This window comes from Acetanaerobacterium elongatum (assembly GCF_900103835.1).
Lineage (GTDB): Bacteria > Bacillota > Clostridia > Oscillospirales > Ruminococcaceae > Acetanaerobacterium > Acetanaerobacterium elongatum.
In genome coordinates this window covers 1-26,231 of the sequence record NZ_FNID01000003.1, presented here as the reverse complement: position 1 = coordinate 26,231, position 26,231 = coordinate 1, and the positions used below count along the sequence as shown (strand labels likewise).

28 protein-coding genes are annotated in these 26,231 nt (G+C 51.8%); 24 read left to right on the top strand and 4 right to left on the bottom strand.

What is annotated here, in order from left to right; translation table 11 throughout:
- Positions 1-10 precede the first annotated feature (10 nt).
- The 6 genes from BLR50_RS01360 to BLR50_RS01340 all read left to right on the top strand — a co-directional run bounded on the left by BLR50_RS01360 (position 11) and on the right by BLR50_RS01340 (position 3,597).
- On the top strand, positions 11-490 hold the full coding sequence (locus tag BLR50_RS01360) for a TspO/MBR family protein (RefSeq protein ID WP_092637730.1): 480 nt from the start codon (positions 11-13) through the stop codon (positions 488-490).
- Between the two features lie 71 nt (positions 491-561).
- Positions 562-732, top strand: a complete 171-nt coding sequence (locus BLR50_RS14370; RefSeq protein WP_162840276.1) for a hypothetical protein — start codon at positions 562-564, stop codon at positions 730-732.
- Positions 733-904: 172 nt separating this feature from the next.
- On the top strand, positions 905-1,438 hold the full coding sequence (gene thpR / locus BLR50_RS01355; protein WP_092637728.1) for an RNA 2',3'-cyclic phosphodiesterase: 534 nt from the start codon (positions 905-907) through the stop codon (positions 1,436-1,438).
- 169 nt (positions 1,439-1,607) lie between these two features.
- Positions 1,608-1,982 (top strand): GntR family transcriptional regulator, encoded by a 375-nt coding sequence (locus BLR50_RS01350; RefSeq protein WP_092637891.1) that lies wholly within the window; start codon positions 1,608-1,610, stop codon positions 1,980-1,982.
- A gap of 48 nt (positions 1,983-2,030) precedes the next feature.
- Positions 2,031-2,900, top strand: a complete 870-nt coding sequence (locus BLR50_RS01345; RefSeq protein ID WP_092637726.1) for an ABC transporter ATP-binding protein — start codon at positions 2,031-2,033, stop codon at positions 2,898-2,900.
- A gap of 67 nt (positions 2,901-2,967) precedes the next feature.
- Positions 2,968-3,597 (top strand): ABC-2 transporter permease, encoded by a 630-nt coding sequence (locus BLR50_RS01340; RefSeq protein ID WP_162840275.1) that lies wholly within the window; start codon positions 2,968-2,970, stop codon positions 3,595-3,597.
- A gap of 222 nt (positions 3,598-3,819) precedes the next feature.
- Here BLR50_RS01340 and BLR50_RS01335 read toward each other — a convergent pair whose 3' ends face one another.
- On the bottom strand, positions 3,820-4,530 hold the full coding sequence (locus tag BLR50_RS01335; protein ID WP_092637721.1) for a helix-turn-helix domain-containing protein: 711 nt from the start codon (positions 4,528-4,530) through the stop codon (positions 3,820-3,822).
- A gap of 466 nt (positions 4,531-4,996) precedes the next feature.
- Here BLR50_RS01335 and BLR50_RS01330 point away from each other — a divergent pair, with 466 nt between their 5' ends.
- From BLR50_RS01330 to gltX, 17 genes are all read left to right on the top strand, one after another.
- The gene (locus BLR50_RS01330; RefSeq protein ID WP_092637717.1) at positions 4,997-5,527 is read left to right on the top strand and encodes a histidine phosphatase family protein; all 531 of its coding nucleotides are present in this window, start codon (positions 4,997-4,999) and stop codon (positions 5,525-5,527) included.
- A 63-nt stretch (positions 5,528-5,590) separates the two neighbouring features.
- On the top strand, positions 5,591-6,652 hold the full coding sequence (locus BLR50_RS01325) for an isocitrate/isopropylmalate family dehydrogenase (RefSeq protein WP_092637714.1): 1,062 nt from the start codon (positions 5,591-5,593) through the stop codon (positions 6,650-6,652).
- A 52-nt stretch (positions 6,653-6,704) separates the two neighbouring features.
- A complete protein-coding gene (locus tag BLR50_RS01320; protein WP_092637711.1) occupies positions 6,705-7,619 on the top strand; it encodes a DUF975 family protein in 915 nt (304 codons plus the stop codon).
- 26 nt (positions 7,620-7,645) lie between these two features.
- Positions 7,646-8,320, top strand: coding sequence for a lactate utilization protein (locus BLR50_RS01315; RefSeq protein ID WP_092637709.1), 675 nt, complete (start codon positions 7,646-7,648; stop codon positions 8,318-8,320).
- A 325-nt stretch (positions 8,321-8,645) separates the two neighbouring features.
- On the top strand, positions 8,646-10,049 hold the full coding sequence (locus tag BLR50_RS01310) for a hypothetical protein (RefSeq protein WP_092637707.1): 1,404 nt from the start codon (positions 8,646-8,648) through the stop codon (positions 10,047-10,049).
- A 28-nt stretch (positions 10,050-10,077) separates the two neighbouring features.
- The gene (locus BLR50_RS01305; RefSeq protein ID WP_092637705.1) at positions 10,078-10,779 is read left to right on the top strand and encodes a response regulator transcription factor; all 702 of its coding nucleotides are present in this window, start codon (positions 10,078-10,080) and stop codon (positions 10,777-10,779) included.
- Between the two features lie 86 nt (positions 10,780-10,865).
- The gene (locus tag BLR50_RS01300) at positions 10,866-12,293 is read left to right on the top strand and encodes a sensor histidine kinase (protein ID WP_092637703.1); all 1,428 of its coding nucleotides are present in this window, start codon (positions 10,866-10,868) and stop codon (positions 12,291-12,293) included.
- 30 nt (positions 12,294-12,323) lie between these two features.
- The gene (locus BLR50_RS01295) at positions 12,324-13,271 is read left to right on the top strand and encodes a DUF1385 domain-containing protein (RefSeq protein ID WP_092637701.1); all 948 of its coding nucleotides are present in this window, start codon (positions 12,324-12,326) and stop codon (positions 13,269-13,271) included.
- A 114-nt stretch (positions 13,272-13,385) separates the two neighbouring features.
- The gene (gene prmC / locus BLR50_RS01290; protein ID WP_092637699.1) at positions 13,386-14,243 is read left to right on the top strand and encodes a peptide chain release factor N(5)-glutamine methyltransferase; all 858 of its coding nucleotides are present in this window, start codon (positions 13,386-13,388) and stop codon (positions 14,241-14,243) included.
- Between the two features lie 164 nt (positions 14,244-14,407).
- A complete protein-coding gene (recA, locus tag BLR50_RS01285; protein ID WP_092637697.1) occupies positions 14,408-15,478 on the top strand; it encodes a recombinase RecA in 1,071 nt (356 codons plus the stop codon).
- An 81-nt stretch (positions 15,479-15,559) separates the two neighbouring features.
- Complete coding sequence (locus BLR50_RS01280; protein ID WP_092637695.1) at positions 15,560-16,192, top strand: regulatory protein RecX; 633 nt, start codon at positions 15,560-15,562, stop codon at positions 16,190-16,192.
- A 39-nt stretch (positions 16,193-16,231) separates the two neighbouring features.
- A complete protein-coding gene (gene rimO / locus BLR50_RS01275) occupies positions 16,232-17,563 on the top strand; it encodes a 30S ribosomal protein S12 methylthiotransferase RimO (protein ID WP_092637693.1) in 1,332 nt (443 codons plus the stop codon).
- A 60-nt stretch (positions 17,564-17,623) separates the two neighbouring features.
- Entirely contained in the window at positions 17,624-18,199 is a 576-nt protein-coding gene (gene pgsA / locus BLR50_RS01270) for a CDP-diacylglycerol--glycerol-3-phosphate 3-phosphatidyltransferase (protein WP_092637691.1), read from the top strand.
- 547 nt (positions 18,200-18,746) lie between these two features.
- Positions 18,747-19,403 carry a serine O-acetyltransferase EpsC gene (epsC, locus tag BLR50_RS01265; RefSeq protein WP_092637689.1) on the top strand — a complete coding sequence of 219 codons (657 nt, stop codon included), beginning with the start codon at positions 18,747-18,749 and terminating at the stop codon, positions 19,401-19,403.
- A gap of 278 nt (positions 19,404-19,681) precedes the next feature.
- Positions 19,682-21,082, top strand: a complete 1,401-nt coding sequence (gene cysS / locus BLR50_RS01260; protein ID WP_092637687.1) for a cysteine--tRNA ligase — start codon at positions 19,682-19,684, stop codon at positions 21,080-21,082.
- A 45-nt stretch (positions 21,083-21,127) separates the two neighbouring features.
- Positions 21,128-21,748, top strand: coding sequence for a CAP domain-containing protein (locus BLR50_RS01255; RefSeq protein ID WP_092637685.1), 621 nt, complete (start codon positions 21,128-21,130; stop codon positions 21,746-21,748).
- Between the two features lie 250 nt (positions 21,749-21,998).
- On the top strand, positions 21,999-23,462 hold the full coding sequence (gltX, locus tag BLR50_RS01250) for a glutamate--tRNA ligase (protein ID WP_092637683.1): 1,464 nt from the start codon (positions 21,999-22,001) through the stop codon (positions 23,460-23,462).
- A 71-nt stretch (positions 23,463-23,533) separates the two neighbouring features.
- Here the strand turns inward: gltX and BLR50_RS01245 are convergent, their stop codons facing one another.
- The 3 genes from BLR50_RS01245 to BLR50_RS01235 form a co-directional block, all read right to left on the bottom strand.
- Entirely contained in the window at positions 23,534-24,052 is a 519-nt protein-coding gene (locus BLR50_RS01245) for a tetratricopeptide repeat protein (protein WP_092637681.1), read from the bottom strand.
- Between the two features lie 101 nt (positions 24,053-24,153).
- Entirely contained in the window at positions 24,154-24,864 is a 711-nt protein-coding gene (locus tag BLR50_RS01240) for a hypothetical protein (protein ID WP_092637680.1), read from the bottom strand.
- A 483-nt stretch (positions 24,865-25,347) separates the two neighbouring features.
- Entirely contained in the window at positions 25,348-25,758 is a 411-nt protein-coding gene (locus BLR50_RS01235; RefSeq protein WP_092637679.1) for a PH domain-containing protein, read from the bottom strand.
- Between the two features lie 260 nt (positions 25,759-26,018).
- On the opposite strand from BLR50_RS01235, the gene tnpA reads away from it, so the two are divergent.
- A partial coding sequence (tnpA, locus tag BLR50_RS01230; protein WP_143008016.1) for an IS200/IS605 family transposase occupies positions 26,019-26,231 on the top strand: 213 nt, incomplete at its 3' end.

The following is a 26,231-nucleotide window of genomic DNA, read 5'->3' as shown; positions in this document are numbered from 1 at the left end:
AGAATGTATTATGGGTAAATCGGCCGTAATCCGCCTAAAGCCGCTTGTTATCAGCCTACTTATTCCGCTGGTTGCGGGCGGCCTTTCGGGCATCCTCACCAGCGGCAGCATGCAGCTGTATCAAAGCATAAAAAAACCGCCCCTTTCGCCGCCGGGTTGGGTTTTTCCGGTGGTGTGGACGGTGTTGTATCTGTGCATGGGCATTGCGGCTTACTTGATTTCGGCCTCGGAATCGGTCTATAAGGGCCGGGCGCTTGTGCTGTATGGCGCTCAACTTGTGGTAAATGTGCTGTGGCCGGTGTTTTACTTTACCCTTGAGTGGCGGCTGTTCTCTTTTGCTTGGCTGGTTCTGCTTATTGTGCTGGTGCTGGCAACGACCTTCTATTTTTTTCGCATCAGCAAGACGGCGGGGTATTTAATGCTACCCTACATCCTGTGGCTGCTGTTTGCGGGGTATTTAAACCTTGCAACGTGGCTGCTGAACCGATAAAGCCGGATGTATTTTTCGGATTAAACTGTTTAAGCTAAGGAAGAAAATCAATATAATAAGGAGCCGATGATATGTCCCATATAACGCTTAACCAGCTGTTGGCGCAGGATACCGAGCTGGACCACTTCTTCCATTCCCTGCCCGATTACGTTCAGGAGACCATCCGCGAGCGCGGCAACAATATCCATTCAGCCGACGCGCTGTACCGTTACGCTGAGAACCTGGTACAGGGCGACAAATAACCGAAAAGCCTGCGTTATGCAGGCTTTTTTATAATCAAAACCGCCAGTATACCTGGTGGCTTTGATTGTGAAGCTTAAAATTTCGGTAAACAAGGTGTAAAGCTTTCGTTGCGGTTCGACAAATAAGTTGCTATAATGTAACAGGGATTAATATGGCTTTAGGGGTGGAAGCATGCGCTTATTTACCGCAATAAACTTTGATGACACCGTAAAGGACAAGCTTTGTGAGCCCATGGAAAGGCTGAGGGAAACTGCCGTAAAGGGCAGCTTCACCTGCCGCGAAAACCTGCACCTGACCGTTGTTTTTATCGGTGAGGTGGGCCCCCACAAGCTGCAGGATATCAAGCTTGCGATGGATAGGGTAGCCGAAAAGCCGTTTGATCTGCGTTTAAGCGGGGTTGGTTCGTTTAAGCGAGAGGGCGGCGATATACTGTGGGTAGGTGCCGATAAGACCGAGCAGCTGAGCTCTGTTTATCATCAGCTGTGCGAGCGGCTGCTTCAAAGCGGTTTTGCGATTGAAACGCGGGCCTACAAGCCGCACCTTACCCTAGCACGCGAGCTTGTGATGCCGCAAGGGTTTAATATGGAGGCGTTTTCGCGGGAAACCGAGCCGCTGAAAGTAAGGGTAAACAGCATCGACCTGATGAAGTCGGAGCGTATAGGCGGCAAGCTAATTTATTCAAAGGTATATGAAAAGCTATTGTAGAAATTAGATAAATAGATTGTAAAAGTGCGGTACATTTTGCCGCACTTTTTTTCTTGACAAATATGAATATAAACAGTATATTGTATATACAATATATATACAATATAAGCAACCGGAATTTTTGGGAAGCCCCATCAAATGGCGTTACGGGAAAGGGATGATTCAGCGGTTGGAGATTATCATCAGCAATTCGGGGGATATACCCATCTACGAGCAGATTGTTACACAGGTGAAGAACATGATTCTAACCGGCGCCCTGCACGAGGGGGACGCGCTGCCCTCGATGCGGCTGCTCGCAAAGGAGCTGCGCATCAGTGTCATCACCACCAAGCGCGCCTACGAGGAGCTGGAGCGGGAGGGGTTCATCACCTCGTTTACCGGCAAGGGCAGCTTTGTGGCAAGCAAGAACACCGAGCTCATCCGCGAGGAGCAGCTTAAAATCATCGAGGGGCATCTTGGAAAAGCGGTTACGGCCGCAAAGAGCTGCGGCGTAACCTTAAAGGAGCTAAGCGACGCGTTAACCTGTTTATACGGAGACGATTAATACGGCTAAACACTAATAACCGTAAACTATGAAGGGAATGAATCTATTATGTCAGCAGAGCAAAACAATCTTGAGATTACAGGCTTAAGCAAGGGCTACAGCGGCTTTCGCCTGAATAACATAAGCTTTTCGGTGCCGCAGGGCTGTATTATGGGGCTGATCGGCGAAAACGGCGCCGGCAAAACCACCACCCTCAAGCTGATTCTCAACCTCATCCGCCGCGATGCGGGCAGTATTAAGATATTCGGCATGGATAACATCAAGGAGGAGAGGGCCATCAAGGAGCAGCTTGGCGTGGTGCTGGATGAAAGCTGCTTTCACGAAACCCTTACAGCCCCCAATATTGCGGTCATCATGGGTAAGATTTACAAAGGCAGCTGGGATAACGGGCTGTACGAGAGCTACATCCATAAGTTCGCCCTGCCCAAGGATAAAACGGTGAAGGAATACTCCCGCGGCATGAAGATGAAGCTTTCCATCGCCGCCGCGCTTGCCCACCACCCAAGGTTTTTAATCCTAGACGAGGCCACCAGCGGGCTGGACCCGGTTGTGCGCAGCGAGATACTGGATGTGTTCTTTGACTTTATTCAGGATGAGCAGCACTCCATTTTAATGTCCTCCCACATTACCAGCGACCTTGAGAAGGTAGCCGACTACATCACCTTTATTCATAAGGGCGAGATTGTGCTCAGCGAGGGCAAGGACACCCTGCTTGAAAACCATGGGGTTATCAAGTGCGGCGCGGGGGATTTAGAGAGGCTGGATAAGCGTGATATCGTGAGTGTGCGCAACAACGGCTTCAGCTGTGAGGCGCTTACCGCCAACAAGGCCGAGGTGCAGCGCAGGTACCCGGGCTTGACCGTCGACAACGCTACGCTTGAGGACATTATGCTGTTCTATGTAAGAGGTGACCGCTGATGCGGGGGCTGATTGTAAAGGATTGCTTTCTGAAAAGTATTCAATTTAATTTAAGAGGTGACCTATTTTGTTAGGACTGATTGTAAAGGATTTTCTGATTTCCAAACGCTACACCCGAACCATGCTGCTGTTGCTTGTGTTTTATTCCATATTCGGTTTTCTGCAAAAGGATGGCGGCGCCTACCTGCTGTTTATGACCCCGCTGTTTTTTGTTATGATGACCATTACCACCTTTGCCTACGATAATGCCGCGAAGTGGGATGCCTACGCGCTTTCCATGCCTGTTATGCGAAACGATATGGTGTTTTCAAAATACGCGGCCACACTCATTTTTGCCTGTGCAGGAACCCTGTTATCCGTTATCTTTACAACCATCATCTATATGATTAAGGGAGAGGTCTTGTCGCAGGAGCTTATTATCGGCGGGCTTGGAGCGTTGGGTGCCGCGCTGGTAATTATCAGCATCCTGCTGCCGCTTGTCTACAAATTCGGGGTGGAGAAGGCAAGACTGATGATGATTGCGGTGTTTGTAGTGCCCACAATACTGGGGGTGGTGATTGCGCAAACCGGCTTTAAGCCCGAAATAGACGACAATACGGCAAAAATTATGGTTATACTGTCGCCGTTTGTGGTTATAGCGTTGCTGGGTATTTCGTATTTAGCTTCGTGCCGAATTTATGCAAAAAAGGAACTGTAGAAATACGATGAATGTTTAAATGCATATTGCAGGCGGCGGGCAGCCGCAGGTCCAATAATACCCCAAACATAAAACAGCCAGCCTGAACGAAGGCTGGCTGTTTGTGGTATGAGATTGTATTGGGCTTCGTTTTCCGTCAATACTTAATCAAGGTGATTTTCACTTTATTTTATACCAAAAAGGTGATAAGATAAAGGTTGAATAATCAGCGCTTGGCAGATACTATTTCTTTCCCTTCTGGTCCTGGTACCCGATTTTGGCCTCGCTGTTCTGAATAAGGTTAAAAAGCGAGGAGGCAAAAAGCGGGTAAGAGGCGCTTAACGACTGAGAGGTCATAGCGTAGCAGGAGTTATCCTTTACGGGGGTAAGCCCCTCTACCTTTTCACCGTTTAGCAGTGCCGCCGCCCTGGCCTCGCAAAGGCTCATTGCCGATGAGGCATAGCCCTGCGAAAGGTACTTGGGCACGGTGAACATACTGTCCTGATTCTTGGGGTTCGAGGAATAGATTACGCGGAACATACGGTACACCGCCAGCATTAAAAACGACGAAACCTCGGTAATCAGCGCATTGTTCGGGTTTTTTTGCAAGAGATCAAATAATATATTCAGTGAGTTTGCAATCAGCTTTTTACTTAAGGTGGGCAGAATACTTCCGCGATAGGTGTTCTCCTTGCCCATGAGCTCCGGTTCGGGAATCTCATCCACGGTAATGGTGGTTCCGGTTCGATCGGGTGAAAGCCCCAGCAGGTAGTCGCACGAAACCTCATAGTATTTCGCGCACTTTACTAAAAAGTCCAGCCCGCATTCACGGATGCCCTTCTCGTAATGCGAAAGCAGTGCCTGCGAGATATCCAGCGCAGTTGCAGCATCCTTCTGTGTGATTCCCTTTTCTTTACGCAGCAATGTCAGAATGCGCGGAAAATCTGAACTCATGCCGATTCCTCCCCGATGATGATTCCGTAATCTTTTAGGCTACCGCTCATTTTCAGACTGTATTATTGCGAAATATTTCGAACAACCGCAGAAATCAGCGTATAACGTAACGTAAATTATAGTATATTGCCTACCTTTTGTAAAGCGCAAATCTACAAAATATTAATAAATTCTACGCTTTCTTTTATAAAACGGCATAATGACAAATAGATGCTAAAGGGATTTGTAGAAAATGCCGCTGTGAAAATGATGAAATAGGTTCCGGCTTCTATGTAAAAGATGTGAAAAGGGGATTTAACATCAGTTTATCATTTAAAAATAATCATGCTTTACGATGTATACGAATGCGGTTTGCGGAACGATTGCCCGTATGTGCCTTCAGCCTCAACCGCATCATGATACTTTAATGATTGGTTTTACGTTCTCTCTTACTTGCGTAAAGCCCGAGAGAAAGGACAGAAATTTTATGATAACCTATCGACTGCATTTAATCTGCCCGGCGGAGACACCCGAAGCAACGACCCAGCTGGCCGAGGCAGCGGAAGAGGGCTTGTACCCCCACCCCGCAAAGGTATATTTTGCCCCGCTAAAGAGCTGCGAACAGACGGCGGAGATCCTTTACCCAAACCTGCTTGCGCAGCGGGCCGATTTTTTGCTGCCCTTTTCGCAGCCTAAGGAAGGGGCGGTTTATGCGGTAAAGGCTATGCTGCAGGAGATGATGAGCATTGGCTTCGCCGAGGCGGCTGTGGTTGCGGACAGCGGGGTTCTTATGCAGATACTTACTGCCTGTGCGCTGCCCGAGCGGCCGGAGGAGGAGTGGAGGCTGCAGCCCGGCAGGGGCTATACGCTGCTTACCGATGCGGCGTTGTGGATGCGTTGCGAGAAGCTGGAGCTTTATGATACCGTTCTGTCTTCGGCGGTAAGCGAGTATGCCGATGACGAGGCCTATCTGGATTATGCCGAAAGCCTGCTGGACGAGGGAACGGTTGAAGGCTGAGCAGACAAACTGTTTTTTAGCTTGGTTTATCCTTGGGATAGACAGAAAGGGTAGGATAGAGAAATGAGCAAGCTGAGCGTTGTGGTGCTGCCGGGTGACGGTGTTGGGCCGGAGGTCTGCGCTCAGGCGGTTCGGGTGCTGCAGGAGGTATGCCGGATTGAGGGGGTGGAGCTGGAGCTTGCCTTCGAGGAGATCGGGTATACCGCCTATTTAAAAGAGGGCACGCCGTTTTCCAGCCGAGCGGCGCAGCGGTGCCGTGCCGCAAACGCGGTGCTGCTGGGGCCGGTGGGCGATAAGCGCTCGCGCGAGCTGCCGCCGCACCTCAGGCCGGAGGCGGGTGTATTAAGCCTGCGGGCAAAGCTGGGGCTTTACTCCAACCTGCGCCCGATTCGCCTGCCGGTATTGCCGGAGGGTGAGAAAACCGAGCTGCTGCTGGTGCGGGAGCTGAGCGGCGGCATCTTTTACGGGGAGCGCGGCTACACCAAGGCGGAAGAGGCCGACGCTGCCTATGATACCGAGATCTATACCGCGGGTGAGGTGGAGCGCGTGGCAAAGCACGCCTTTGAGCTTGCCCAGAAGCGGCGTAAGCTGGTAACCTCGGTGGACATGGCCCATGTGCTGGAAAGCTCCCGGCTGTGGCGCGCCACGGTCACTAAGGTGGCCGAAGCCTTCCCCGAGGTGACACTGGATCACCTGACGGTGGAGGAGGCTGCCGGGCAGCTGGTGCAGAACCCCGCGCGGTTTGACGTGCTGCTTACCGCCAACCTGTTCGGCAGCATACTGGGTGCCGAGGCCGGGGCGCTGGCGGGAGCGGACGAGGTGCTGGCCTGCGCAAGCCTTGGCTATTCCAAGCTTGGGGTATATGAGCCGGTGATGCCAACAAAAGAGGAGCTTGCAGGCAAAAACACAGTAAGCCCGCTTTCCGCTATCCTCGCGGCGGGCATGATCTTCCGCTACTCCTTCGAGATGCCGCAGGCGGCGATGCTTATTGAGCAGGCGGTTATTGATTATACCGGACGTTTGAAGGCCGCGCAGGCCAAGGGGGAACTGCTGCCCGCGTCAGGCACCGCCGAGACAGGGGAGCTCATCCTCAAAAGAATCAGAGAGCGGCTGACATTACTATGAATTACTTCGGCCTTGCGTTCTTGTGCCAAGGCCGAGAATGGAGTATTAACAGATGATTTTACAGATGAAGCGGAACGCGCGCCTGCTTTTAAAGGGCAACCTTGCGCGCGGGGCGGTGGCAACCCTAATCCTGTTCAGCGTGGCCCTGCTGTTTAAAACCCTGGAGGTAATCACCCAGACGGTGCTGGAGCTTTCGGGGGTATCCGCCTCGGTGAAGAGTGCGCTGAACCTTCCGGGGCTGCTCGGCAACCTTCCTATTGCATCCCCCGTCAGTATTTCGGTGACCGCAGGCTTTCTGATACTGGCCTTTGCGGTAATGGCGCCGCTGGTGATGGGGGTAAAGGCATGGTTTTTCGGTCTCTCAGGCGGTGATAATGCCGAGCTTTCGGCGATATTTCATTATTACTCCGGGGCAAAGCTGTATTTTAAATCACTGCTGCTGTTGTTGGATATCTGCCTGCGCTCCTTCTTCTGGCTGTATGTGCTCATCCTGCCGGGGGCGCTGCTTTCCGCAACCGGCGGCGCTTTGCTCACCGCAAAACTGAATGTTCCCAACGGCAGGCTGCTGGGAACCCTGAGCGTAGCGGTTGGGGTGCTGCTGGCGGTACTTGGCCTGGTGTTTGCCTTGGTGATTATCACACGGTACTTTCTGGCGCCCTACCTGTTTGCACAGAATGCTCAGCTTAGGGTGCGGCAGGCGGTAAAAACCTCGGTGCGCTATATGCACGGCAGTGCGGGCAGGCTCGTTTTGCTTCTGCTTTCGTTTATGCTGTGGGCACTGGCCTCGCTGTTGGTGCTGCCTGCGCTATACGCGTTCCCTTATGCGGAGAGCACACTTGCCATCTTTGCACGCTTTACCATTGAGCGGGGCAGAATGGCTGATAATGACGCAGGGCAACCGGCACCGCAGCCTTGGGAGCAGGAAATACCCGCCCCTTACCCGCAAACAGGGGAAGAGGAATATTAAGAAATTGTTGAAAGGATGAAGTAAGAATGGATCAGCATGCAAAAAAGGCTTTAGACCTTAGGATTGAGCAAACCATCAAGGCACTGAAAGAGAATAATATCGCGGCTTGCTATGTGCCCGATAAGGCATCGGCGCTTGCCAGGGTGAAGGAGCTGCTGCATGAGGGCGACACCGTTTCCAACGGCGGCTCAATGAGCCTTCGGGAAGTAGGGGTAATCGACCTTCTGCGCAGCGGGCACTACAACTATCTTGACCGAGACGCACAAGGCATCACACCCGAGCAGAAGGAAGAAATACACCGCAAGGCCTTTTTTGCCGACTCCTATCTTTGCAGCTCCAACGCCGTAACCATGGAAGGTGAGCTGTTTAATGTAGACGGCACCAGCAACCGCACCCCCGCTATTCTGTACGGGCCGAAGCAGGTGATTATGGTGGTGGGCTGCAACAAGATTGTCCGCAACCTTGAAGAGGCGATTGCGCGTGTAAAAAGCACCGCGGCGCCCGCCAATGCCATCCGGCTTTCGTGCGATACCTACTGTGCCATAAAGGGCGAATGCGTAAGCCTTTCGCAGGGCGATAACGGTATGACGGCGGGGTGCAAAGGCGCCGGGCGTATCTGCTGCAACTATGTGGTGTGCAGCTATCAGCGCAATAAAGACCGCATAAAGGTGATTCTGGTGGGGGAAGAGCTCGGCTATTAACCGGTATTTCTCCCCTGTGTCTGCCAGTGTTTATTTCAACATTTTACGGCAGATAGGCCCTTTAGAATTCAAAATTAATACATATAAATCTTCTGCTGCTTATGCTATAATTAATTTCTGGCAGTCTATCATTATCTGCCGAAAAGCCTTTGTGCGGGTGAACTCGCCATGGGTAGACGGACAGGCTCTTTTAAGCTGTGCTCACGATGCCGCCGAATTCTACATACAACGGAAGCACGGGCGGGTTTTGTATTCTGTTGGTTTGGGTTAAAGGAGAATGCTTTTTAACCGAAATCAATACCAATAACGCTAAGGATGAATCGGTATGAAACTGCGGGTTCTGGCGGTGCTGATGATTTTTTGCACCGTACTTTCGGGCTGCATGAAAATTGAACAGGATACCGAAAACCTTATGCGCCCCCCGAAGCTTTCGGTGGAGCAGCAGCAGATTTATGCTGCCCTGAATGCCGCGGCGGGAACCGATATCAACCTGAAGTACCCCAAGCAGGGCGACAACCGCTCCGCCTTTGTCATGTACGATGTTGATGCCGACGGGCAGGACGAAGTGATCGTCTTCTATTCCCGCAAGGATGAGGATAACAACGTGCGTATCAATATCCTCGACAGGCAGAACGGCGCGTGGTATTCGCTGTGTGATCTGGTGGAGTCTGAGCCCGATGTTGATAATATCAGCTTTTACAATATCCTTTCGAGCGAAAGAAAGAGTATTGTTGTCTCCTATAATAAGGTGCTGAGGGATCAAAAGAGGATTGTAGTTTACTCGTTTGAAAACAAGCAGTTGAAGGCCGAATTCGACACCGATTACACCAACAGCCTGATTATGGATTTTGACGGCGATGGGCGGGATGAGCTCTTCCTGCTGCAGAATCAGATTGCCGGAATGACTTACTCCGAGGCCAAGCTGGTGGATACCACCTACTACAACGGCAAGCTGGATGTTGTGGCAACGCTTACCCCGCTGTATGAAACGGTGGTGGAATATATGAACCTGACCGCCGAGAAGAATGCCGTCTCCAACACGGTAAAGAATGGCGAAGGCAGTACCTTAACAGAGACGACCGCGCAGCCTTTAGCCGACGGGATAGCCTATAACATATTTGTAGACGGGAAAACCGCTACTGGACCCTATGTTACCGAGATCATCGGCGTAGGGCATAACCTGCTTAAAAATCAGCTGCTCAAGGGCGAGAAGGTCGACTACACAAAACTAACCGTGCGCAAGGAGCAGCTGTTTACAAAGGATATTAACAATGACGGCCTGCTTGAAATCCCCATGGGAGTGAAAATACAGGGCGGCGATTATACTAGTCAGGAAAGTGTTTATTCGCTGATCCGCTGGGATAATTTTATCGACATGGAGCTATGTCCTACAAACTATACACTTGAAAACGAGGCATACAAGTTCTCGTTTGAATACCCAGGCACTTGGAATGAAAATAACATCACTGTACGGCAGAACACCAGTGTTAAGCAAAATAACGAATGGATTTTCTATGAGTATTTAAAAAAGGAAGATGAAATCGGCGACGAGCTGCTTCGAATAAAGGCTTACCCCATCAACGATAATCCCTACGATGTGGAGGGCTATACCCTCATTAACAGCAACGACTCATTCACCTATTACGCGAAGCTTCCCTCCTTTGAAGTCCAGGAGAAAAACAAGCTTGCCATTTCGCTGGAGGAGTTTGAAAAGCTGTTCCATTATTAAAGTACACAACGAAAGGCCCGGTGAGGTTATGAAACGGATACTGGTGGTTGAAGACGAGGATGTTATCCGCGATTTTGTGGTAATCAACCTGCAGCGAGCGGGGTACGATGTAACCGACGTAAACTGCGGCGAAGCCGCTCTAAAGGCCTTTGACGACAACAGAGGCGACTTTGACGTGGTGCTGCTGGATGTGATGATGCCCGGCATTGATGGCTTCACCGTATGCAAGCGTCTGCGGCAAAAAAGCAATTCGGTGGGTATTATTATGCTCACCGCCAAAACGCAGGAGATGGATAAGGTTGGCGGTTTGATGATCGGCGCCGACGACTATGTGACCAAGCCCTTCAGCCCATCCGAGCTGGTGGCGAGGGTAGACGCCATCTACCGACGCGTGACGATGGCCAAGGGTGCCGCCGCGGTACCGGCCACCGAAGAGCTTCGTTCCGGGGTGTTTGTGCTCAATCTTAGAAGCCGTACCCTCACCAAGAACGGAACCCCAGTGGAGCTTACCCAGGTGGAATTTCAGATAATGGACTACTTTATGAAGAACCCCGATGTCGCCATCGAGCGTAACGAGATTCTCACCAAGATATGGGGTGAGCACTATTGCGGCGACGTAAAGATTGTGGATGTGAATATCCGGCGGCTTCGCATGAAGATTGAGGATGAGCCTTCCACCCCCAAGCATATCCTCACCGTATGGGGCTACGGGTATAAATGGAACGCATAAATTATTTCGCAAATCTCTCGGATGATTGACCCTGCGGCTACATAGCAGGTAACTGCCAATACCAAGAGAAGGGGAGGGGCTTAACGTTGGCAATCAACAGCATCACCAAGCGGTGGCTGCTTAACAGCCTGTGTGTTATTCTGCTGATACTGATTATTATCGAAATCAGCTTCGGTATCGGTATTCGCAGCTATTATTACAGCGGTATTGAGCAGGCGATGGTTGCGCGTTCCAAGGCTGCCGTAGGGCTGCTGGAAAAGGCCGCCGACGACCCCAGACTGGATGTAGACAACGAGATTCGCAGTACCGTAGAGAACTTTGAGGATAAGGGCAAGATGGAGATTATGGCCATCGGGAAGGATGGTAAGGTATCTATCACCTCCAGCGGCTTTAAGCCCGAAAACAATGTAACCATGCCCGATTACGAGGTTGCAAAGACCGCCTCCTCACGCAACGGCGAATTTAAAGGGGTAATGCCGGGCGGTGAACCGTTTATGGCGGTAACCGTGCTGGTGCCGAACCAATCAAAAAACTACCGCGCACTGCGTTATGTAGTTTCGCTCGAGCTGGTGAACTACCAGATTCTTGTGATTGTGGCGATCTTAACCCTTATCGGCATAGCGATTATCTTCTTTGTGGTGTTTACCAGCTCCTATTTTATCAAGTCCATCGTTATCCCCGTCGGAGAGGTGGGCGCCACCGCCCGAAGGATAGCGGCGGGGGATTTTTCGGTGCGCTTAAAGAAGAAGTATAACGATGAAATCGGTGAGCTGTGCGATATCATCAACTATATGGCGGCGGAGCTTTCCACCACCGAGCGTATTAAAAACGACTTTATCTCCTCGGTTTCTCACGAGCTGCGCACACCGCTTACAGCCATCAAGGGCTGGGCGGAAACCCTGCAGGATTGCGGCCCGGAAGATACCGAGATGCGGGATAAGGGCATGCGCGTGATTGTAAACGAAACCGGACGCCTCTCGGGCATGGTGGAGGAGTTGCTCGATTTTTCGCGTATGCAGAGCGGGCGGTTTACCTTAGCCAAAAGCAAGCTCGATATCCTGGCCGAGCTGGGGGAAGCGGTGCTGATGTTTACCCAGCGTGCCCAGCGCGAGGGCGTTACAATTGAATACATAGAGCCGGATTCGCTCAGCCCCGTATACGGCGATAAGAACCGGCTGCGTCAGGTGTTTGTGAATATCATCGACAACGCGCTTAAATACTCCGACACCGGCGGGCGCATTACCATCACCGCGCGCGAAAATTATCTGCTCAAGGAGATTGTCATCTCAATAGCCGATACCGGCAGCGGCATTAGTGAGGAAGACCTGCCCAAGGTGAAAACCAAGTTTTATAAGGGGCAGTCCTCCCGCAGAGGCTCGGGAATCGGCCTTGCGGTGGCCGACGAGATTATCACCATGCACGGCGGTACCCTTACGCTTGCAAGCCGTGTTGGCGAGGGAACCACCGTTACCATCACCCTGCCCGTTTATTCAAAAGAGGCAGAGCAGAAATAGATAATTACCTTGAAAGGAACTTATAAAGCTATGCAGCAACTAAAGGAGAAAACCGCTAAAAAAACCTCCATAGGAGGGCAGGCACTCATCGAGGGCGTGATGATGCGCGGGGTATCCAAAACCGCCATGGCCTCCCGCCTGCCGGACGGAACCATCGACGTGGAGACCTGGGATACCGAGAGTGAAAAGAGCGGAAAATGGTTTAGAAAAGCGCCGTTTATCCGCGGCATCTTCAATCTGGTAGATTCGCTTACGCTGGGCTACAAATGCCTGATGAAATCTGCTGAAAAGGCTGGGTTTGAAGACGAGGAGCCCTCTAAGTTTGAACTTAAGCTCAAAGAAAAGCTTGGCGATAAATTCATGGGCGCTGTTACCGGCTTTGCGGGGGTTTTAGGCGTAGTGCTGGCCATCGTGCTGTTCATGCTGGTGCCTACCTATCTTGTGAAGCTGGTGGAATACCTTACGGGGGGCATCGGGTTCTGGAAGAATGTACTTGAGGGCGCTGTTAAAATCGGCATCTTTATCGCGTACCTTGCCGCAATCTCTAAGATGAGTGAGATCAGGCGCGTGTTTGAGTACCACGGAGGGGAGCACAAGAGCATCTTCTGCTATGAAAAGGGGATGGAGCTTACCCCCGAAAACGCCAGTAGCTGTACGCGCTTTCACCCGCGCTGCGGCACGAGTTTTTTACTGATTGTGCTGGTTATCAGCATTCTTGTTTTTTCGCTGCTGCCGTGGGGCAACGGGCTGCTGCGTGTAGCCTATAAGCTGCTGCTGCTTCCGGTGGTAATCGGCATTGCATACGAGATTATCAAGTTTGCGGGCCGCCATGATAATATCGTAACCCGTATTATCTCCGCTCCCGGCCTGTGGCTGCAGCGCCTAACCACGCGCGAGCCGGATGATTCGCAGCTGGAGGTTGCGCTTGCGGCATTAAAGGCCGTGCTGCCCAAAGAAGGGGAAGACGACAACTGGTGACGGTAACATTATAGATAATCCTTGTGGAAAGCATGGCTGAGTTTTTGAAGGCGTAGGCGTTCAAAACACTTTCGGTAATACTGATTCTTTGGTATAAGAAAGGAAGGGCCATCTATGACGATTAAAACCATGATACAGCAGGCAACGAACGAGCTGTTGGCGGCGGGGGTGGAAGCCGCAGCCACCGAGGCTCGTTTTCTTGTAGAAAGCCTGTGTGCGCTTGACCGCAAGCAGATGCTCATGCACAGCAACATGATCCTTACCGATGAAGAGGTGGCAAGCGTGGAATCGGCGGTAAAAAAACGCGGTACAGGCTACCCGCTTCAGTATCTGATAGGCAGGTGGGAGTTTTACGGCCTGCCCTTTGAGGTAGGAGAAGGCGTGCTGATTCCGCGCGCAGATACCGAAGCCCTTGTGGATGAAGCGCTTGCTGTTATGGAGCCTATCGTAAAGCCTGCGGTTGCCGACCTTTGCAGCGGCAGCGGGTGCATTGCCGTGGCTATTGCCAGGAAGCGGCCGGATAGCCGTGTGATGGCAGTGGAGGTTTCACAGGAGGCTTACCCCTACCTTGAAAAAAATATTGTATTAAACAAAACAGATAATATAGCCCCTGTAAAGGCCGATGTGCTGGGCGGTATCTCGCTTAGTATGGCGGGTGCCTTTGATGTGATTGTGAGCAACCCGCCCTACATTAAAACCGACGATATGGAGAAGCTGCAGCGCGAGGTATTGTTTGAACCTTCGGTGGCTCTGGATGGCCGCAAGGACGGATTGTACTATTACAGGGAGATTACCCGCCGGTGGAAGCAGTGCCTGAAACCCGGCGGTGTGCTGCTGTACGAGGTGGGATACGACCAGGCCGATGAGGTTGCGGCTATTCTGCTTCAAAATGGGTTTGAGGATATCCGGAAGAAGAACGATTTAAATGGTATTGCGCGTGTGGTAAGCGGCGTAAGAACCTCCTCGCTGTAAGAAATTTTCCTGCTGCGTTGCAATCGCTGTACTTTTAAGCTATAATACATTTAGTACATATGTTCGCGGTTCGTATTTAAAGACTTCGCCCCCCGGGGCTAAACGGAAAAGAGCATAAAGGGCAGCCTTTATGCTCTTGCCGGACGAAAGGAATGGTTATACCGATGGATAAGAAAAAGGCGTTGGATACGGCGCTGGCGCAGATTGAAAAGCAGTTTGGCAAGGGCGCGGTGATGAAGCTTGGCGAGAACTCATCGCTGAACGTTGAGGCCATCTCTACCGGTTCCATTGCTCTTGATATGGCGCTGGGCATCGGCGGTGTGCCCAGAGGGCGTATTGTTGAAATCTTCGGGCCGGAAAGCTCGGGTAAAACCACTGTGGCACTGCACATCCTCGCCGAGGCACAGAAGGCGGGCGGCGACGTGGCGTTTATTGACGTAGAGCATGCGCTGGACCCGATTTATGCCCGCGCGCTGGGCGTGGATATAGACTCGCTGCTGGTTTCGCAGCCCGATACCGGTGAGCAGGCGCTTGAGATTGCCGAGGCACTGGTGCGCTCGGGCGCCATTGATGTAATTGTGCTCGACTCGGTGGCCGCGATGGTGCCCCGTGCCGAGATAGAGGGTGAGATGGGCGACTCGCATGTCGGCCTGCAGGCGCGTTTAATGTCGCAGGCGCTGCGTAAGCTGACGGGCGTTATCTCCAAGTCTAACTGCGTGGCGGTGTTTATCAACCAGCTGCGCGAGAAGGTGGGCATCGCCTACGGAAACCCCGAGGTTACCCCGGGCGGGCGCGCCTTAAAGTTCTATTCATCGGTGCGTATCGATATCCGCAAGGGCGAGGCGCTGAAGAACGGCAGCGATGTAATCGGCAACCGCACCCGCGCGAAGGTGGTTAAGAATAAGGTGGCGCCGCCGTTTAAAGAGGCGGAGTTTGATATTATGTACGGCACGGGTATCTCCCGCGAGGGCGAGATTCTGGACCTTGCTGTAAAGCTAGACCTCATCAACAAGAGCGGCGCGTGGTTCACCATGGGCGAAACACGGCTCGGGCAGGGGCGCGACAACGTGAAGATCTACCTAAAGGAGCACCCAGAGCTGATGGCTGATCTGGATAAGCAGATTCGCGCCAACGCCGATAAGCTGTTGGCCTCCCGCGTTGTAAAAACCGACAGTAAGTTTAAGAGCAAGGTGCAGCTGGACGTTGAAGAGGATGAGGACGAAGAGGAAGCCTGATTTACTGCTGCTTTGTATATCGGCGTGTATAATATCAGACATTTCTTCAAGACTTAGAATATCAGCCGGGCGGTGCGGGCAATGCGGATAACCGCGGTGGAAAAAACAAAAAAGGGGCGCTACGCTGTTTTTTTAGACAATGTCTTTGCCTTTTCGGCCGATGCGGAAACCACAGCGCTTTGTCACCTGACGGTGGGCAGAGAGCTTTCGGAGGACGACTGCGAGCAGGTGAAGCGGCAGGCAGAGACCAAATATCTCAAGGAGCGTGCGCTTCGCCTGCTCTCGTTTAAAAGCTTTTCCAAGGCGGAGCTTGTAAAAAGGCTTGCCGAGTATACCGACGACCGCTCGGATGATGCTGCGTTAGAGGTTGTGGAGCGGCTGGAGGAGCTCGGGCTTATTAACGACAAAGAGTACGCCGCGCGCGTAGCAAGGGATTATTATGCCCGCAAGGGCTACGGCGAGCGCCGCGTTATGCAGGAGCTTATACGCCGAGGCATTACGCGCGAGCTTGCCGAGGAGGCTGCCCAAGCAAACGCCCCAGAGGCTGAGAGCGCGCTTGATAAGATTATAGAGCGCAGGTATGCGAAATATTTAACCGACCCAAAGGGCATTCGTAAAACCATACAGGCGCTGGCGCGTCTGGGCTACCCCTATGATGAGATTAAAGCCGCCATCAGCCGCTATACAGACGAGGATCTGTATGAGCAGGCATAGATGATATAAGCGTGAGTTTGAAAGGATAAACCTGTAACGATGAAAACAAGAGTTGGAATGGTATCGCTGGGCTGCCCCAAGAACCAGGTGGATGCCGAGCTGATGCTGGCGCGTTTTAAAAACGCCGGCTTTGAGATTACAGCCGACGCAGGCGTTGCCGATGTGGTGGTGATTAACACCTGCGGCTTTATCGAAGACGCCAAGCGCGAATCAATTGAGAATATACTGGAGTTCTGCGGCTTAAAGAAGGAAGGCCGCATTAAATGCGTGGCGGTTACAGGCTGCCTGGCCGAGCGCTACCGTGACGAGGTTGCAAAAGAAATCCCCGAGGCCGATGTTATCTTGGGCATCGGCGCCAATAATGATATTGTGCAGGCGGTGCTTACCGCGCTAAACGGCAGGAAGGTAGAGAGCTTCCCCGATAAGCTGGCTCTGCCGCTTTCGGGCGAGCGCGTGCTTACCACGCTGCCCTTTTTTGCCTACCTGAAGATAGCCGAGGGCTGCGACAACTGCTGCTCCTACTGCGCCATCCCCGCCATACGCGGCCCGTTTCGCAGCCGCCCCATCGACGAGGTGGTACAGGAGGCGGAGCACCTTGCCCGCAACGGCATCACAGAGCTTGTGCTGGTGGCGCAGGATACCACGCGCTACGGAGAAGACCTGTATGACAAAAGTATGCTGCCCGAGCTGTTGGGGCAGTTAAACGCCATTGAGGGGCTTAAATGGATACGAGTGCTCTACTGTTACCCCGAGCGCATCACCGACGAGCTGATTGATGCGATTGCAAACAACAGTAAGGTAGTAAAATACCTTGATATCCCCATCCAGCACTGTGATGAAGCGGTGCTGCGTGCCATGAACCGCCGCGGCAGCCGCAGGGAACTAACCGCGCTGATTAAAAAGCTGCGCGAGCGCATCCCGGGTGTAACCCTGCGCACCACGCTGATTGCGGGCTTCCCGGGGGAGACCAAACAGCAGTTCGCCGAGCTGTGCGATTTTGTGAAGGAAATGAAGTTCGACCGCCTTGGCTGCTTTGCCTACTCGCAGGAAGAGGACACCGTCGCCGCTAAGATGGACGGGCAGCTGGAGGAGAAGGAAAAGCACCGCCGCGCCGATATTATCATGACTGAGCAGGCTACCATCAGCGAGCGCCTCACCCGGAAATTCATCGGCAAAACGGTGGAGGCGGTGGTGGAAGGGTTTGACCGCTACGCCGAATGCTTCTTCGGCAGAACCGCGATGGATGCCCCCGAGATTGATGGCAAGATATTCTTTACCGCCGCGGGCAAGCTCCCCATCGGGCGATATGTAAAGGTTAAAATCGACGGTGTGATGGACTACGACCTGACCGGTACGGTGATTGAAGAATAATTGTTTAACGGCTAAGAACCGGAGACGAAAGCCAAACAGAGAGGACAAAGGGCCTTTATCATGAACAAGCTCAATACCCCCAACAGACTAACCCTGCTGCGAATAGTACTGGTTCCGGCCTATATGGTGTTTTTGCTGCTGCCGCAGATACCGCACAACTACCTTTGGGCGGCGATAATGTTCTCGGCTGCGGCCTATACCGATTATCTGGACGGGCATCTTGCACGCAAGCATAACATGGTTACAAACTTCGGCAAGTTTTTAGATCCGCTTGCCGATAAGATGCTGGTAACCGCCGCGCTCATCTGCTTTGTGGAGCTGGGCTTCATCGGCAGCGTGGTAACGGTGGTGATTATTACCCGCGAATTCATGGTAACCTCGCTTCGGCTGGTTGCTGCGGGTGCGGGTAACGTGATTGCTGCCGGTATGTTCGGCAAGGTAAAAACCGTAATGCAGATTATCGTAACGGTTGCCATTATGCTGATGCATGAGGCGATGGCCATCGGCGCACTGCCCGCCGCCTTTCCGCATAGAATGGTATCAGAAACGATGATGTGGGTGGTTGCCGCCGTAACGGTGGCCTCCGGTATACAATACCTGTGGCTAAACCGCCGCTATATCAACCCCGAAAAATAGCTTGCAACCGAAGCCTGCATATGGTATATGTATTAATAGCGTTTACCTTTTATAGTGAATAGACGATGCGACAATATACTAACCACCGTTAGTATCGAGCAGGAGAAGTACCCGAAAAGACGGCTTCAGAGAACAGGCGTAATGGTGCCGTATGGCGCCTTGCTGTGAGCGCCTGAGCACTCCTTCGGCGAAATGCACCTGCCAGCACAAAGGGGGAACAGCTTTATGCTCATTATCCTTTTGCGTACCCCGCGTTACTGGGGCAGAGATTTATGAGTGATAAATCGGAGTGGAACCGCGGATTGCCGCCTCCGTTGCCTTTGGGCAACCGGGGGCGTTTTTGTTTTTAGAACGAGTATTATTTCCCTCATTCTTCTTGACTTCCTGGTTAAAATGATAGGGTAGGGATGTTTGTTATATGAGCATAGATTGAAATGTGGGCTTGAGAGTTTGAATCTTTCCAGAGACATCATTTTTTTAAGATAGCAGGAGCAAAATGTTTTAGAGTAAACCTTCAAACTTTCACAGGAAAGGCAGGAATGCTTGTATGTTTAAGCGGCTTAGAGCAGATATTAAAGCCATAAAGGAGCGTGACCCGGCCGCGAGAAACTCGTTTGAGGTGCTGATGCTCTACTCGGGGCTGCACGCTATCATCTTCCACCGGGTATCGCACTGGCTGTATAACCATAGGCTGTTTTTCCTCGCGCGTTTTAACTCGCAGCTGGGCAGGTTTTTTACCAAGATAGAGATTCACCCGGGCGCCAAGATCGGCACCGGCGTGTTCATCGACCACGGCCTTGGCGTTGTTATCGGCGAAACCGCCGAGGTGGGCGACGGCTGCACCATCTACCAGGGGGTAACCCTGGGCGGTACGGGCAAGGATAAGGGCAAGCGACACCCCACCATCGGCAAAAACGTGCTCATCGGGTGCGGTGCCAAAATTCTTGGCCCGTTTACGGTGGGCGATAACTCAAAGATTGCCGCAAACGCCGTGGTGCTCGATACCATCCCGCCCAACTGCACTGCGGTGGGCGTACCCGCCAGGGTAGTAAAGATGGGCGGCAAGCGTGTGGGCTGCGAGGACCTGGATCAGGTGCACATCCCCGACCCGATTTCGCAGGAGCTGTGCAAGATGAGCGGGCGCATCGACGAGCTGGAGAAGCTGTTAAAGCAGCAAAAGCCTGAGGAACCGCACAATCAATAAATGTAGGGGCGCGCATTGCGTGTTCGCGGTCTCATAGTTGGCGGAATGGATACCACGGATGACCACCCCTGTTACAAACGTCTTTGGCGAATGGGAATATAATGCGGGGCGTCGAGGACGCCGCCCCCTACGAAAAGGCAGAAGCGAGAGGGCAGAATTGTAGGGAACGGTCTTGACCGTTCCGCGGTATTGTCTAGGGTTGCATGAAAGCTGCGGGGGCGCAATGTGTTCGCCCCTACGAAATCATCAGCAGAACATGGCAGAAAGGAAGTTTGAATATGAAAATCTTTAACACCCTCACCCGGCAAAAGGAGGAGCTGGTACCCATCCACCCGGGGGAGATTCGCATGTATGTGTGCGGCCCTACCGTGTATAACTATATCCATATCGGCAACGCGCGCCCTGCCTGTGTGTTCGATACTCTGCGCCGCTACCTTGAATACATCGGCTACAAGGTAACCTATGTGCAGAACTTTACCGATATCGATGATAAGATTATTAGGCGCGCCAATGAGGAGGGCACCGACTTTCTCACCATCGCCGAGAAGTACATCAAAGAATATAAGGTGGATGCCGCGGGACTGAATGTGCGCGAGGCCACCGTTCACCCCAGAGCCACCGAGAACATCGACACCATCCTTGAGATTGTGAAAACGCTGGTGGAGAAGGGCTACGCCTATGAATCGAACGGCGATGTATACTTTCGCACCCACCGCTTTGACGGCTACGGCAAGCTTTCGCACCAGCCGCTGGAGGATTTGGAGGCGGGCGCGCGTATCGACGTGAGCGAGCAGAAGGAATCCCCCGTAGATTTTGCGCTGTGGAAGGCGGCCAAGCCCGGTGAGCCGTTCTGGCCCTCGCCGTGGGGCAACGGGCGCCCCGGCTGGCACATCGAGTGCTCTGCCATGGCCAAACGCTACCTTGGTGAGACCATCGACCTGCACTGCGGCGGCTTGGATTTAATCTTCCCGCACCACGAAAACGAGATTGCGCAGAGCGAGTGCGCGTGGGGCGTGCCGTTTGCGCGCTACTGGATGCACAACGAATACATTAACATCAACAATAAAAAGATGTCCAAGTCTCTCGGCAACTTCCGCACCGCGCGCGAGGTGGGCGAGCATTTCGGCTACGAGCCCATCCGCTTTATCATGCTTTCAGCGCACTACCGCAGCCCCATGAACTACAGCGAGGAGGTCATGGATCAGGCCAAGGCTTCGCTTGAGCGCCTGTATACCTGCCGCGAGAACATCGATTTCGCGCTTCAATCCGCCGTGGGGGAGGCAAGGCCGGAGGAGGCCGAGCTGATGGCGAGCATGGAAAAGCGCCGCGACCAGTTTAAGGCGGCGATGGATAACGACCTGAACACCGCCGACGCACTTGCGGCCATCTTCGAGCTGGTGCGCGAGATTAACACCCTTACTACGGGAACCACCATCGGCTCAAAGGCCGCTATTGAGCTTGGCAGAACGCTGCTCGATGAGCTTTGCGGTGTGCTGGGGCTGCTTTACAACCGCAAGGGCAAGAGCCTAGACAGCGAGGTGGAGACACTGATAGAAGAACGGCAGCAGGCACGCAAAAACCGTGATTTCAAGCGCGCCGACGAGATACGCGACACCTTAAAGAACATGGGCATCGTATTGGAGGATACCCCGCAGGGCATTAAGTGGCATATGGCCTAGAGAGACATAAAGGGCATACAAAGCTACGGATGGGGAGGCTTCGGGATGAAAAGAAGAAAACCCGGCAAGGCCCTTGCGGTATTGCTGGCGGTTTGTGTGGCTGCGGTGAGCCTGACCGGCTGCTCGTATGTGCAGCGGTGGATAAACGATGTGGTGGTAAACGCCGCCCTTACCAGCAGCGAACGCTCATCGGCAAGCGCGGAGAATACCGGCTCGGATTTTAGCATAGACCCTGCGGGAGAGGGCGAAACCGGTTTTTCCACGTCGCTGGAGGATGGAGTGCTCGAGCTGGTGAACGCCGAGCGAAAGAGCCTTTCGCTGGCGGAGCTTGCCAAGGATGACGAGCTTAAGGCCACCGCGCGCGAACGCAGCAAGGAGCTGATGGAGAACAACCACTTCGAGCACACCCGCCCCGACGGGCGCGACTGGTCGACCATCATGGACGAGCATAAGTACCGCTACACCGTCATCAGTGAAAACCTGCAGAAGGGCCGAGCCTCGAACCTGACCGCGCAGGATATCTTCGATTCGTGGAAGGAAAGCAAATCGCACTACGCGGCGATGATTGCAAGCGACGTTACCCGCACCGGCATCGGCATCTATGTGCGAAAGTCGGACAAAGGGTACGAGTGGTACGCCACCGAACACTTCTCCGCGCCCAGATAAAAACGTTTCCTCTGTAGGGGAGCGCATTGCGCGTCCGCGGTCTCACGGACGCTGTAGAAATATCGCGGGCGAACACAGTTCGCCCCTACGATAGAGCGGAATATCGAGGACACCGTCCCCTACACATCTGCCCATTGCGGGGATTATCGCGTATCCTGTCATGAACAATTTGACAAACGCCCTTAGTAAAGCTACTATTATGTAAGAGCTATTTTGTAGATACTTTTTAAACAGGAAGGACACAGCTACTATGACACTATTTAACGGAGAGGTGCGCACCCGTTTTGCGCCCAGCCCCACGGGTTATATGCACGTCGGTAACCTTAGAACTGCCCTTTATGCCTATCTGCAGGCCAAGAGCAAGGGCGGCAAATTCATCCTGCGTATAGAGGATACCGACCAGGAACGGTATGTGGAGGGCGCGGTGGATATCATCTACAACACCCTGAAGGAAACCGGCCTTGTGTGGGATGAAGGCCCCGATATCGGCGGCCCCTGCGGCCCCTATGTGCAGAGCGAGCGCATGGGCATGTTCAAGCAGTATGCCGAGCAGCTGGTGGCATCCGGCCACGCTTACTACTGCTTCTGCGATAAGGAGCGGCTGGAGGAGCTGAAAAAGGTGCAGACGGCCTCGGGCATCTCGCCGAAATACGACGGCCACTGCAGCCGCCTTTCCAAAGAGGAGATTGCCGAGAAGCTCGCCTCCGGTATTCCCTATGTTATCCGCCAGAAGATTCCCGAGGAGGGCACCACCACCTTCCACGACGTGGTGTTCGGCGATGTGACGGTGGAAAACTCCACCCTTGATGATCAGGTGCTGATTAAGAGCGACGGTATGCCCACCTACAACTTTGCAAACGTGGTGGACGACCACCTGATGGGCATTACCCACGTTATCCGCGGCAACGAATACCTTTCCTCCACCCCCAAGTACAACCTCCTTTACGAGGCCTTCGGGTGGCAGATTCCCGTATACATCCACTGCTCGCCCGTAATGAAGAACGCCACCGAGAAGCTCTCTAAGCGCAACGGCGACGCCTCCTACGAGGATTTAATCAAGGCGGGCTACCTCAAGGATGCGGTGCTCAACTACATCGCGCTCTTAGGCTGGTCGCCTAAAGGCGAGAACGAGATCTTCACCCTCGCGCAGATGATTGAGGAGTTCGACGTGGCGGGCATCTCGAAGTCCCCCGCTATCTTCGACCCGCTGAAGCTGCGGCACATCAACGGCGAGTATATCCGTATGCTCCCGATTGACGACTTTGCGCGCATGGCCGAGCCGTGGATACGCAAAACCGTTACCCGCCCCGACGTGGACATCAAGCTGATTGCACAGGTGCTGCAGGCGCGCACCGAGGTTTTGGCCGACATCCCCGAGCAGGTGGATTTTATCGACAGCTTGCCCGACTACGACCTTGAGCTGTATGTGAGCAAGAAGATGAAAACCACCCGCGAAAGCTCGCTCGAGATGCTCAAAGCCGTGCTTCCCGTGCTGGAGGGTATTGCCGACTTTACGATAGAGAACATCCACGCCGCGGTGTTTGCGCTGATTGAAAGCCTTGGTGTAAAGAACGGCATTGTGCTGTGGCCCCTGCGCGTTGCCGCAAGCGGCAAGCAGTTTACCCCCGGCGGCGGCATTGAGATTTGCGCGATTTTAGGTAAAGAGGAAGCGCTGGCTAGGGTGAAGAAGGGGATTGAGCTGCTCTCGGAATGAGGGCTGGTATAGTTTTTTGATAGGAAATGAAGAAGCCGGAGCCTCCGATTGGAGCTCCGGCTTATTTAAATTCATTTTGTCTGGGACTCAATACGCTTATATACAAGAGAGAGTTCGATAAATCCTTTACCTCCCGCCATAGCATATGCTCTGTCACAGCACCTTTTTGCATTATCATATTCACCCATATCACAATATGCCGCTGCAATGGATGTTAATAAGGCTGGAGATATAATTGAAGCTCCAAAAAGCTTTTTTGCCCATGAATTAACTTGAATAGCCTTTTCTGGTTGTCCAACTGACCTGTAACAGGAAGTTATGCGTGGCAATATGTGTGCAACCTGATTATTATCGGACTTCTTAATAGCTGATTCATATGCCTTTAATGCTAGCCCAAAGCTTTGAGATGCTTTGTAGTCATCAGCAACCTTAATTAATTCGGAAACGTCCATGGTATCATAATCCAACCCTTTTGAGAAGGTAAAATTTAATCGAGATTGAACAGACAATGGGGCAATCATATTCATTGAATCAAACCATTTGCCATTTACTTTTGTATATGTACGGCCTTCATATTTAATAACTTCCATGTATTTCACCGCTTCACTTGTTACAATTAACTAGCCATATCCCCAATTTGTGCAAGTCAAGTAACTTTGCTTATGAATAATTTGGGAGGGGTAGGGTGGGACTAATCCTTAATTCTTTCCTTTATATAACTTACGCACTTATCGTATGCTTTTATACGGCTTAAATAAGTCGGATGATATGTCCAGATTGCTTTGCCTTTATAATTCAGGACATTATCAATTTCTGTGCACAAATTTTGATTGTTTGGCCTGTATTTCACTAATGAAGTTGGCTTTATGCCGAAACATGTACACATTGATTTATAATAAGCTGGGCCGGTTACAAAAATAATATGGTCTGGGTTAATTATATCTATTTCTCTCTCTAGTAAGGATTTTTTATCTGTTCCATATTGCCTATTTAGTTCCGTTTCATCTTCTAATTCTAGCGGGATTGACTTTTTGCCATCATACCGATGTAACTTGTCTAGATTGTTCCAAACTACATTAAAATTCTCGCCTTGAAGATACCTAATAAGCCTCCAAAAAGCTGATTTTAAGAACTTACTGTTATTTCTAATACCAAATAATTGTCTGGCTATTATGCTCTCATAGTGTTTTTGAATATCATCTATAGACCAGTCTGTATCTATCCTTCTCCAATCTCTTGCTTCTTGGCCAATAACCATGATGGTTTTTTTATTTGGTGAATAATGTTGAGAGTAACCCATATAAAATGGAGAAGAATATTGATTATCGTCTCTAGCACTTTTAAATGGAAGTAATATTTCCTGTTCCCATTCCAAATACGCTTTTTTTAATGCTTCCTTCATCAACGACACCTCGTGTTCAACAAATTTAATTTATTAATTACTAATTATACCGCTAATACTATCAATTAACTATCTCAATAATATACAAATTATCCTTAATTACTTGTATAGTCCAATATCAAATGAAAAGAAGTGTGGGGGCGTAGCCCCCGCACGCATAAAAGCCCCTCCCAATTCTGCAAGCCTTGTAACTTTGCCTACTGAATAGTTGGGAGGGGTTTGGGGTGGGGTTAACAGAGGTCCAATATTAAATTATAGATAAGGCGGAACGGTCAAGACCGTTCCCTACAAAGTGTCGCGCTCTGGCGATAATATGTAGGGTCGGGTCTTGACCCGACCGCGGTACACCACCAATTCCGCGGCCGCGCAATGCGCGCCCCTACAATCATCGCGCAGAATTAACGGAACATCGAGTATAACCGTCCCCTACAAAAGACAAAAAGGCGCGCCCCTCGGCTCGCCTTCCTCTATATCCATAAAAATTCAATTCGTCTGCATATCCCCGTCAAAGTCGGTTTCGGTAATCTCGCCGGCTCTAAACCGCATCCGCATGCGCTCGCTCTCTACGCGAGCATCCAGCGCATCCTTAAACGCGTGTACGCGCTTGATGTTGGTTACCGCAAGGGTGGGGTTGGTCTTGTCGGTGGATACAATCGTCATCGTCCCCAAGCCCGCCATTCTTTGGAACAGCGTGCGGCTGACGGTAACATCCATCACGCGGTATAACAGCAGGTCGTCCTCGGTGGTGTTTAAAAAGCCCCGGCACAGCTTCAGACGTTTTCCGTCCAGCTCATACCTGGTAAAGGTGAAGGGCAGCCCCAAAAACAGCCAGCGTTTGCGCTCCTTGATTACCGGAACAGCCTCCTGCTCGGCGGCTTGCTTATTCTCACTCATAACGACAGCTCCTGTTCTATCTTAAAAATGTCTGATGTTGCTAATTTGAATTATATAGAATCGGTATGGGCTTGTCAATCAAGCTGGGGCAAAAAAGAACGGGCCAGCCAATACAGCTAGCCCGATTTCATTGTAGCTTCAGCGCAAAAAACCACCAGCTCTGCTGGTGGAATTAGAACGCTTATAGCGAAAAGAGGTCCTCCAGTGATAGAATGATGAAGGTTCACCAACCGCATCAAAAAACAAAGGAGGACATGTCAATGGATGACATAAATAGTTTAACACATTCGAAATGGAGATGTAAATATCATATAGTATTTGCACCGAAGTATAGACGACAAGAAATATATGGACAAATCAAGGTGGATATAGGGCAGATACTTAGGAAATTATGCGAACAAAAAGGGGTGGAAATAATAGAGGCACAGGCATGCCGCGACCATATACACATGATGGTAAGCATACCACCGAAT

Excerpts from the sequence above, each read along its gene's own strand:
- BLR50_RS01280 (WP_092637695.1), top strand. The coding sequence starts at position 15,560 with ATGCGGATAACCGCGGTGGAAAAAACAAAAAAGGGGCGCTACGCTGTT.
- BLR50_RS01310 (WP_092637707.1), top strand. The coding sequence starts at position 8,646 with ATGAAACTGCGGGTTCTGGCGGTGCTGATGATTTTTTGCACCGTACTT.
- BLR50_RS01295 (WP_092637701.1), top strand. The coding sequence starts at position 12,324 with ATGCAGCAACTAAAGGAGAAAACCGCTAAAAAAACCTCCATAGGAGGG.
- cysS (WP_092637687.1), top strand. The coding sequence starts at position 19,682 with ATGAAAATCTTTAACACCCTCACCCGGCAAAAGGAGGAGCTGGTACCC.
- BLR50_RS01315 (WP_092637709.1), top strand. The coding sequence starts at position 7,646 with ATGGATCAGCATGCAAAAAAGGCTTTAGACCTTAGGATTGAGCAAACC.
- BLR50_RS01325 (WP_092637714.1), top strand. The coding sequence starts at position 5,591 with ATGAGCAAGCTGAGCGTTGTGGTGCTGCCGGGTGACGGTGTTGGGCCG.
- epsC (WP_092637689.1), top strand. The coding sequence starts at position 18,747 with ATGTTTAAGCGGCTTAGAGCAGATATTAAAGCCATAAAGGAGCGTGAC.
- gltX (WP_092637683.1), top strand. The coding sequence starts at position 21,999 with ATGACACTATTTAACGGAGAGGTGCGCACCCGTTTTGCGCCCAGCCCC.
- BLR50_RS01255 (WP_092637685.1), top strand. The coding sequence starts at position 21,128 with ATGAAAAGAAGAAAACCCGGCAAGGCCCTTGCGGTATTGCTGGCGGTT.
- thpR (WP_092637728.1), top strand. The coding sequence starts at position 905 with ATGCGCTTATTTACCGCAATAAACTTTGATGACACCGTAAAGGACAAG.
- BLR50_RS01235 (WP_092637679.1), bottom strand. The coding sequence starts at position 25,758 with ATGAGTGAGAATAAGCAAGCCGCCGAGCAGGAGGCTGTTCCGGTAATC.
- BLR50_RS14370 (WP_162840276.1), top strand. The coding sequence starts at position 562 with ATGTCCCATATAACGCTTAACCAGCTGTTGGCGCAGGATACCGAGCTG.
- prmC (WP_092637699.1), top strand. The coding sequence starts at position 13,386 with ATGACGATTAAAACCATGATACAGCAGGCAACGAACGAGCTGTTGGCG.
- BLR50_RS01240 (WP_092637680.1), bottom strand. The coding sequence starts at position 24,864 with ATGAAGGAAGCATTAAAAAAAGCGTATTTGGAATGGGAACAGGAAATA.
- BLR50_RS01320 (WP_092637711.1), top strand. The coding sequence starts at position 6,705 with ATGATTTTACAGATGAAGCGGAACGCGCGCCTGCTTTTAAAGGGCAAC.
- recA (WP_092637697.1), top strand. The coding sequence starts at position 14,408 with ATGGATAAGAAAAAGGCGTTGGATACGGCGCTGGCGCAGATTGAAAAG.
- BLR50_RS01245 (WP_092637681.1), bottom strand. The coding sequence starts at position 24,052 with ATGGAAGTTATTAAATATGAAGGCCGTACATATACAAAAGTAAATGGC.
- BLR50_RS01360 (WP_092637730.1), top strand. The coding sequence starts at position 11 with ATGGGTAAATCGGCCGTAATCCGCCTAAAGCCGCTTGTTATCAGCCTA.
- rimO (WP_092637693.1), top strand. The coding sequence starts at position 16,232 with ATGAAAACAAGAGTTGGAATGGTATCGCTGGGCTGCCCCAAGAACCAG.
- BLR50_RS01305 (WP_092637705.1), top strand. The coding sequence starts at position 10,078 with ATGAAACGGATACTGGTGGTTGAAGACGAGGATGTTATCCGCGATTTT.
- pgsA (WP_092637691.1), top strand. The coding sequence starts at position 17,624 with ATGAACAAGCTCAATACCCCCAACAGACTAACCCTGCTGCGAATAGTA.
- BLR50_RS01335 (WP_092637721.1), bottom strand. The coding sequence starts at position 4,530 with ATGAGTTCAGATTTTCCGCGCATTCTGACATTGCTGCGTAAAGAAAAG.
- BLR50_RS01330 (WP_092637717.1), top strand. The coding sequence starts at position 4,997 with ATGATAACCTATCGACTGCATTTAATCTGCCCGGCGGAGACACCCGAA.
- BLR50_RS01345 (WP_092637726.1), top strand. The coding sequence starts at position 2,031 with ATGTCAGCAGAGCAAAACAATCTTGAGATTACAGGCTTAAGCAAGGGC.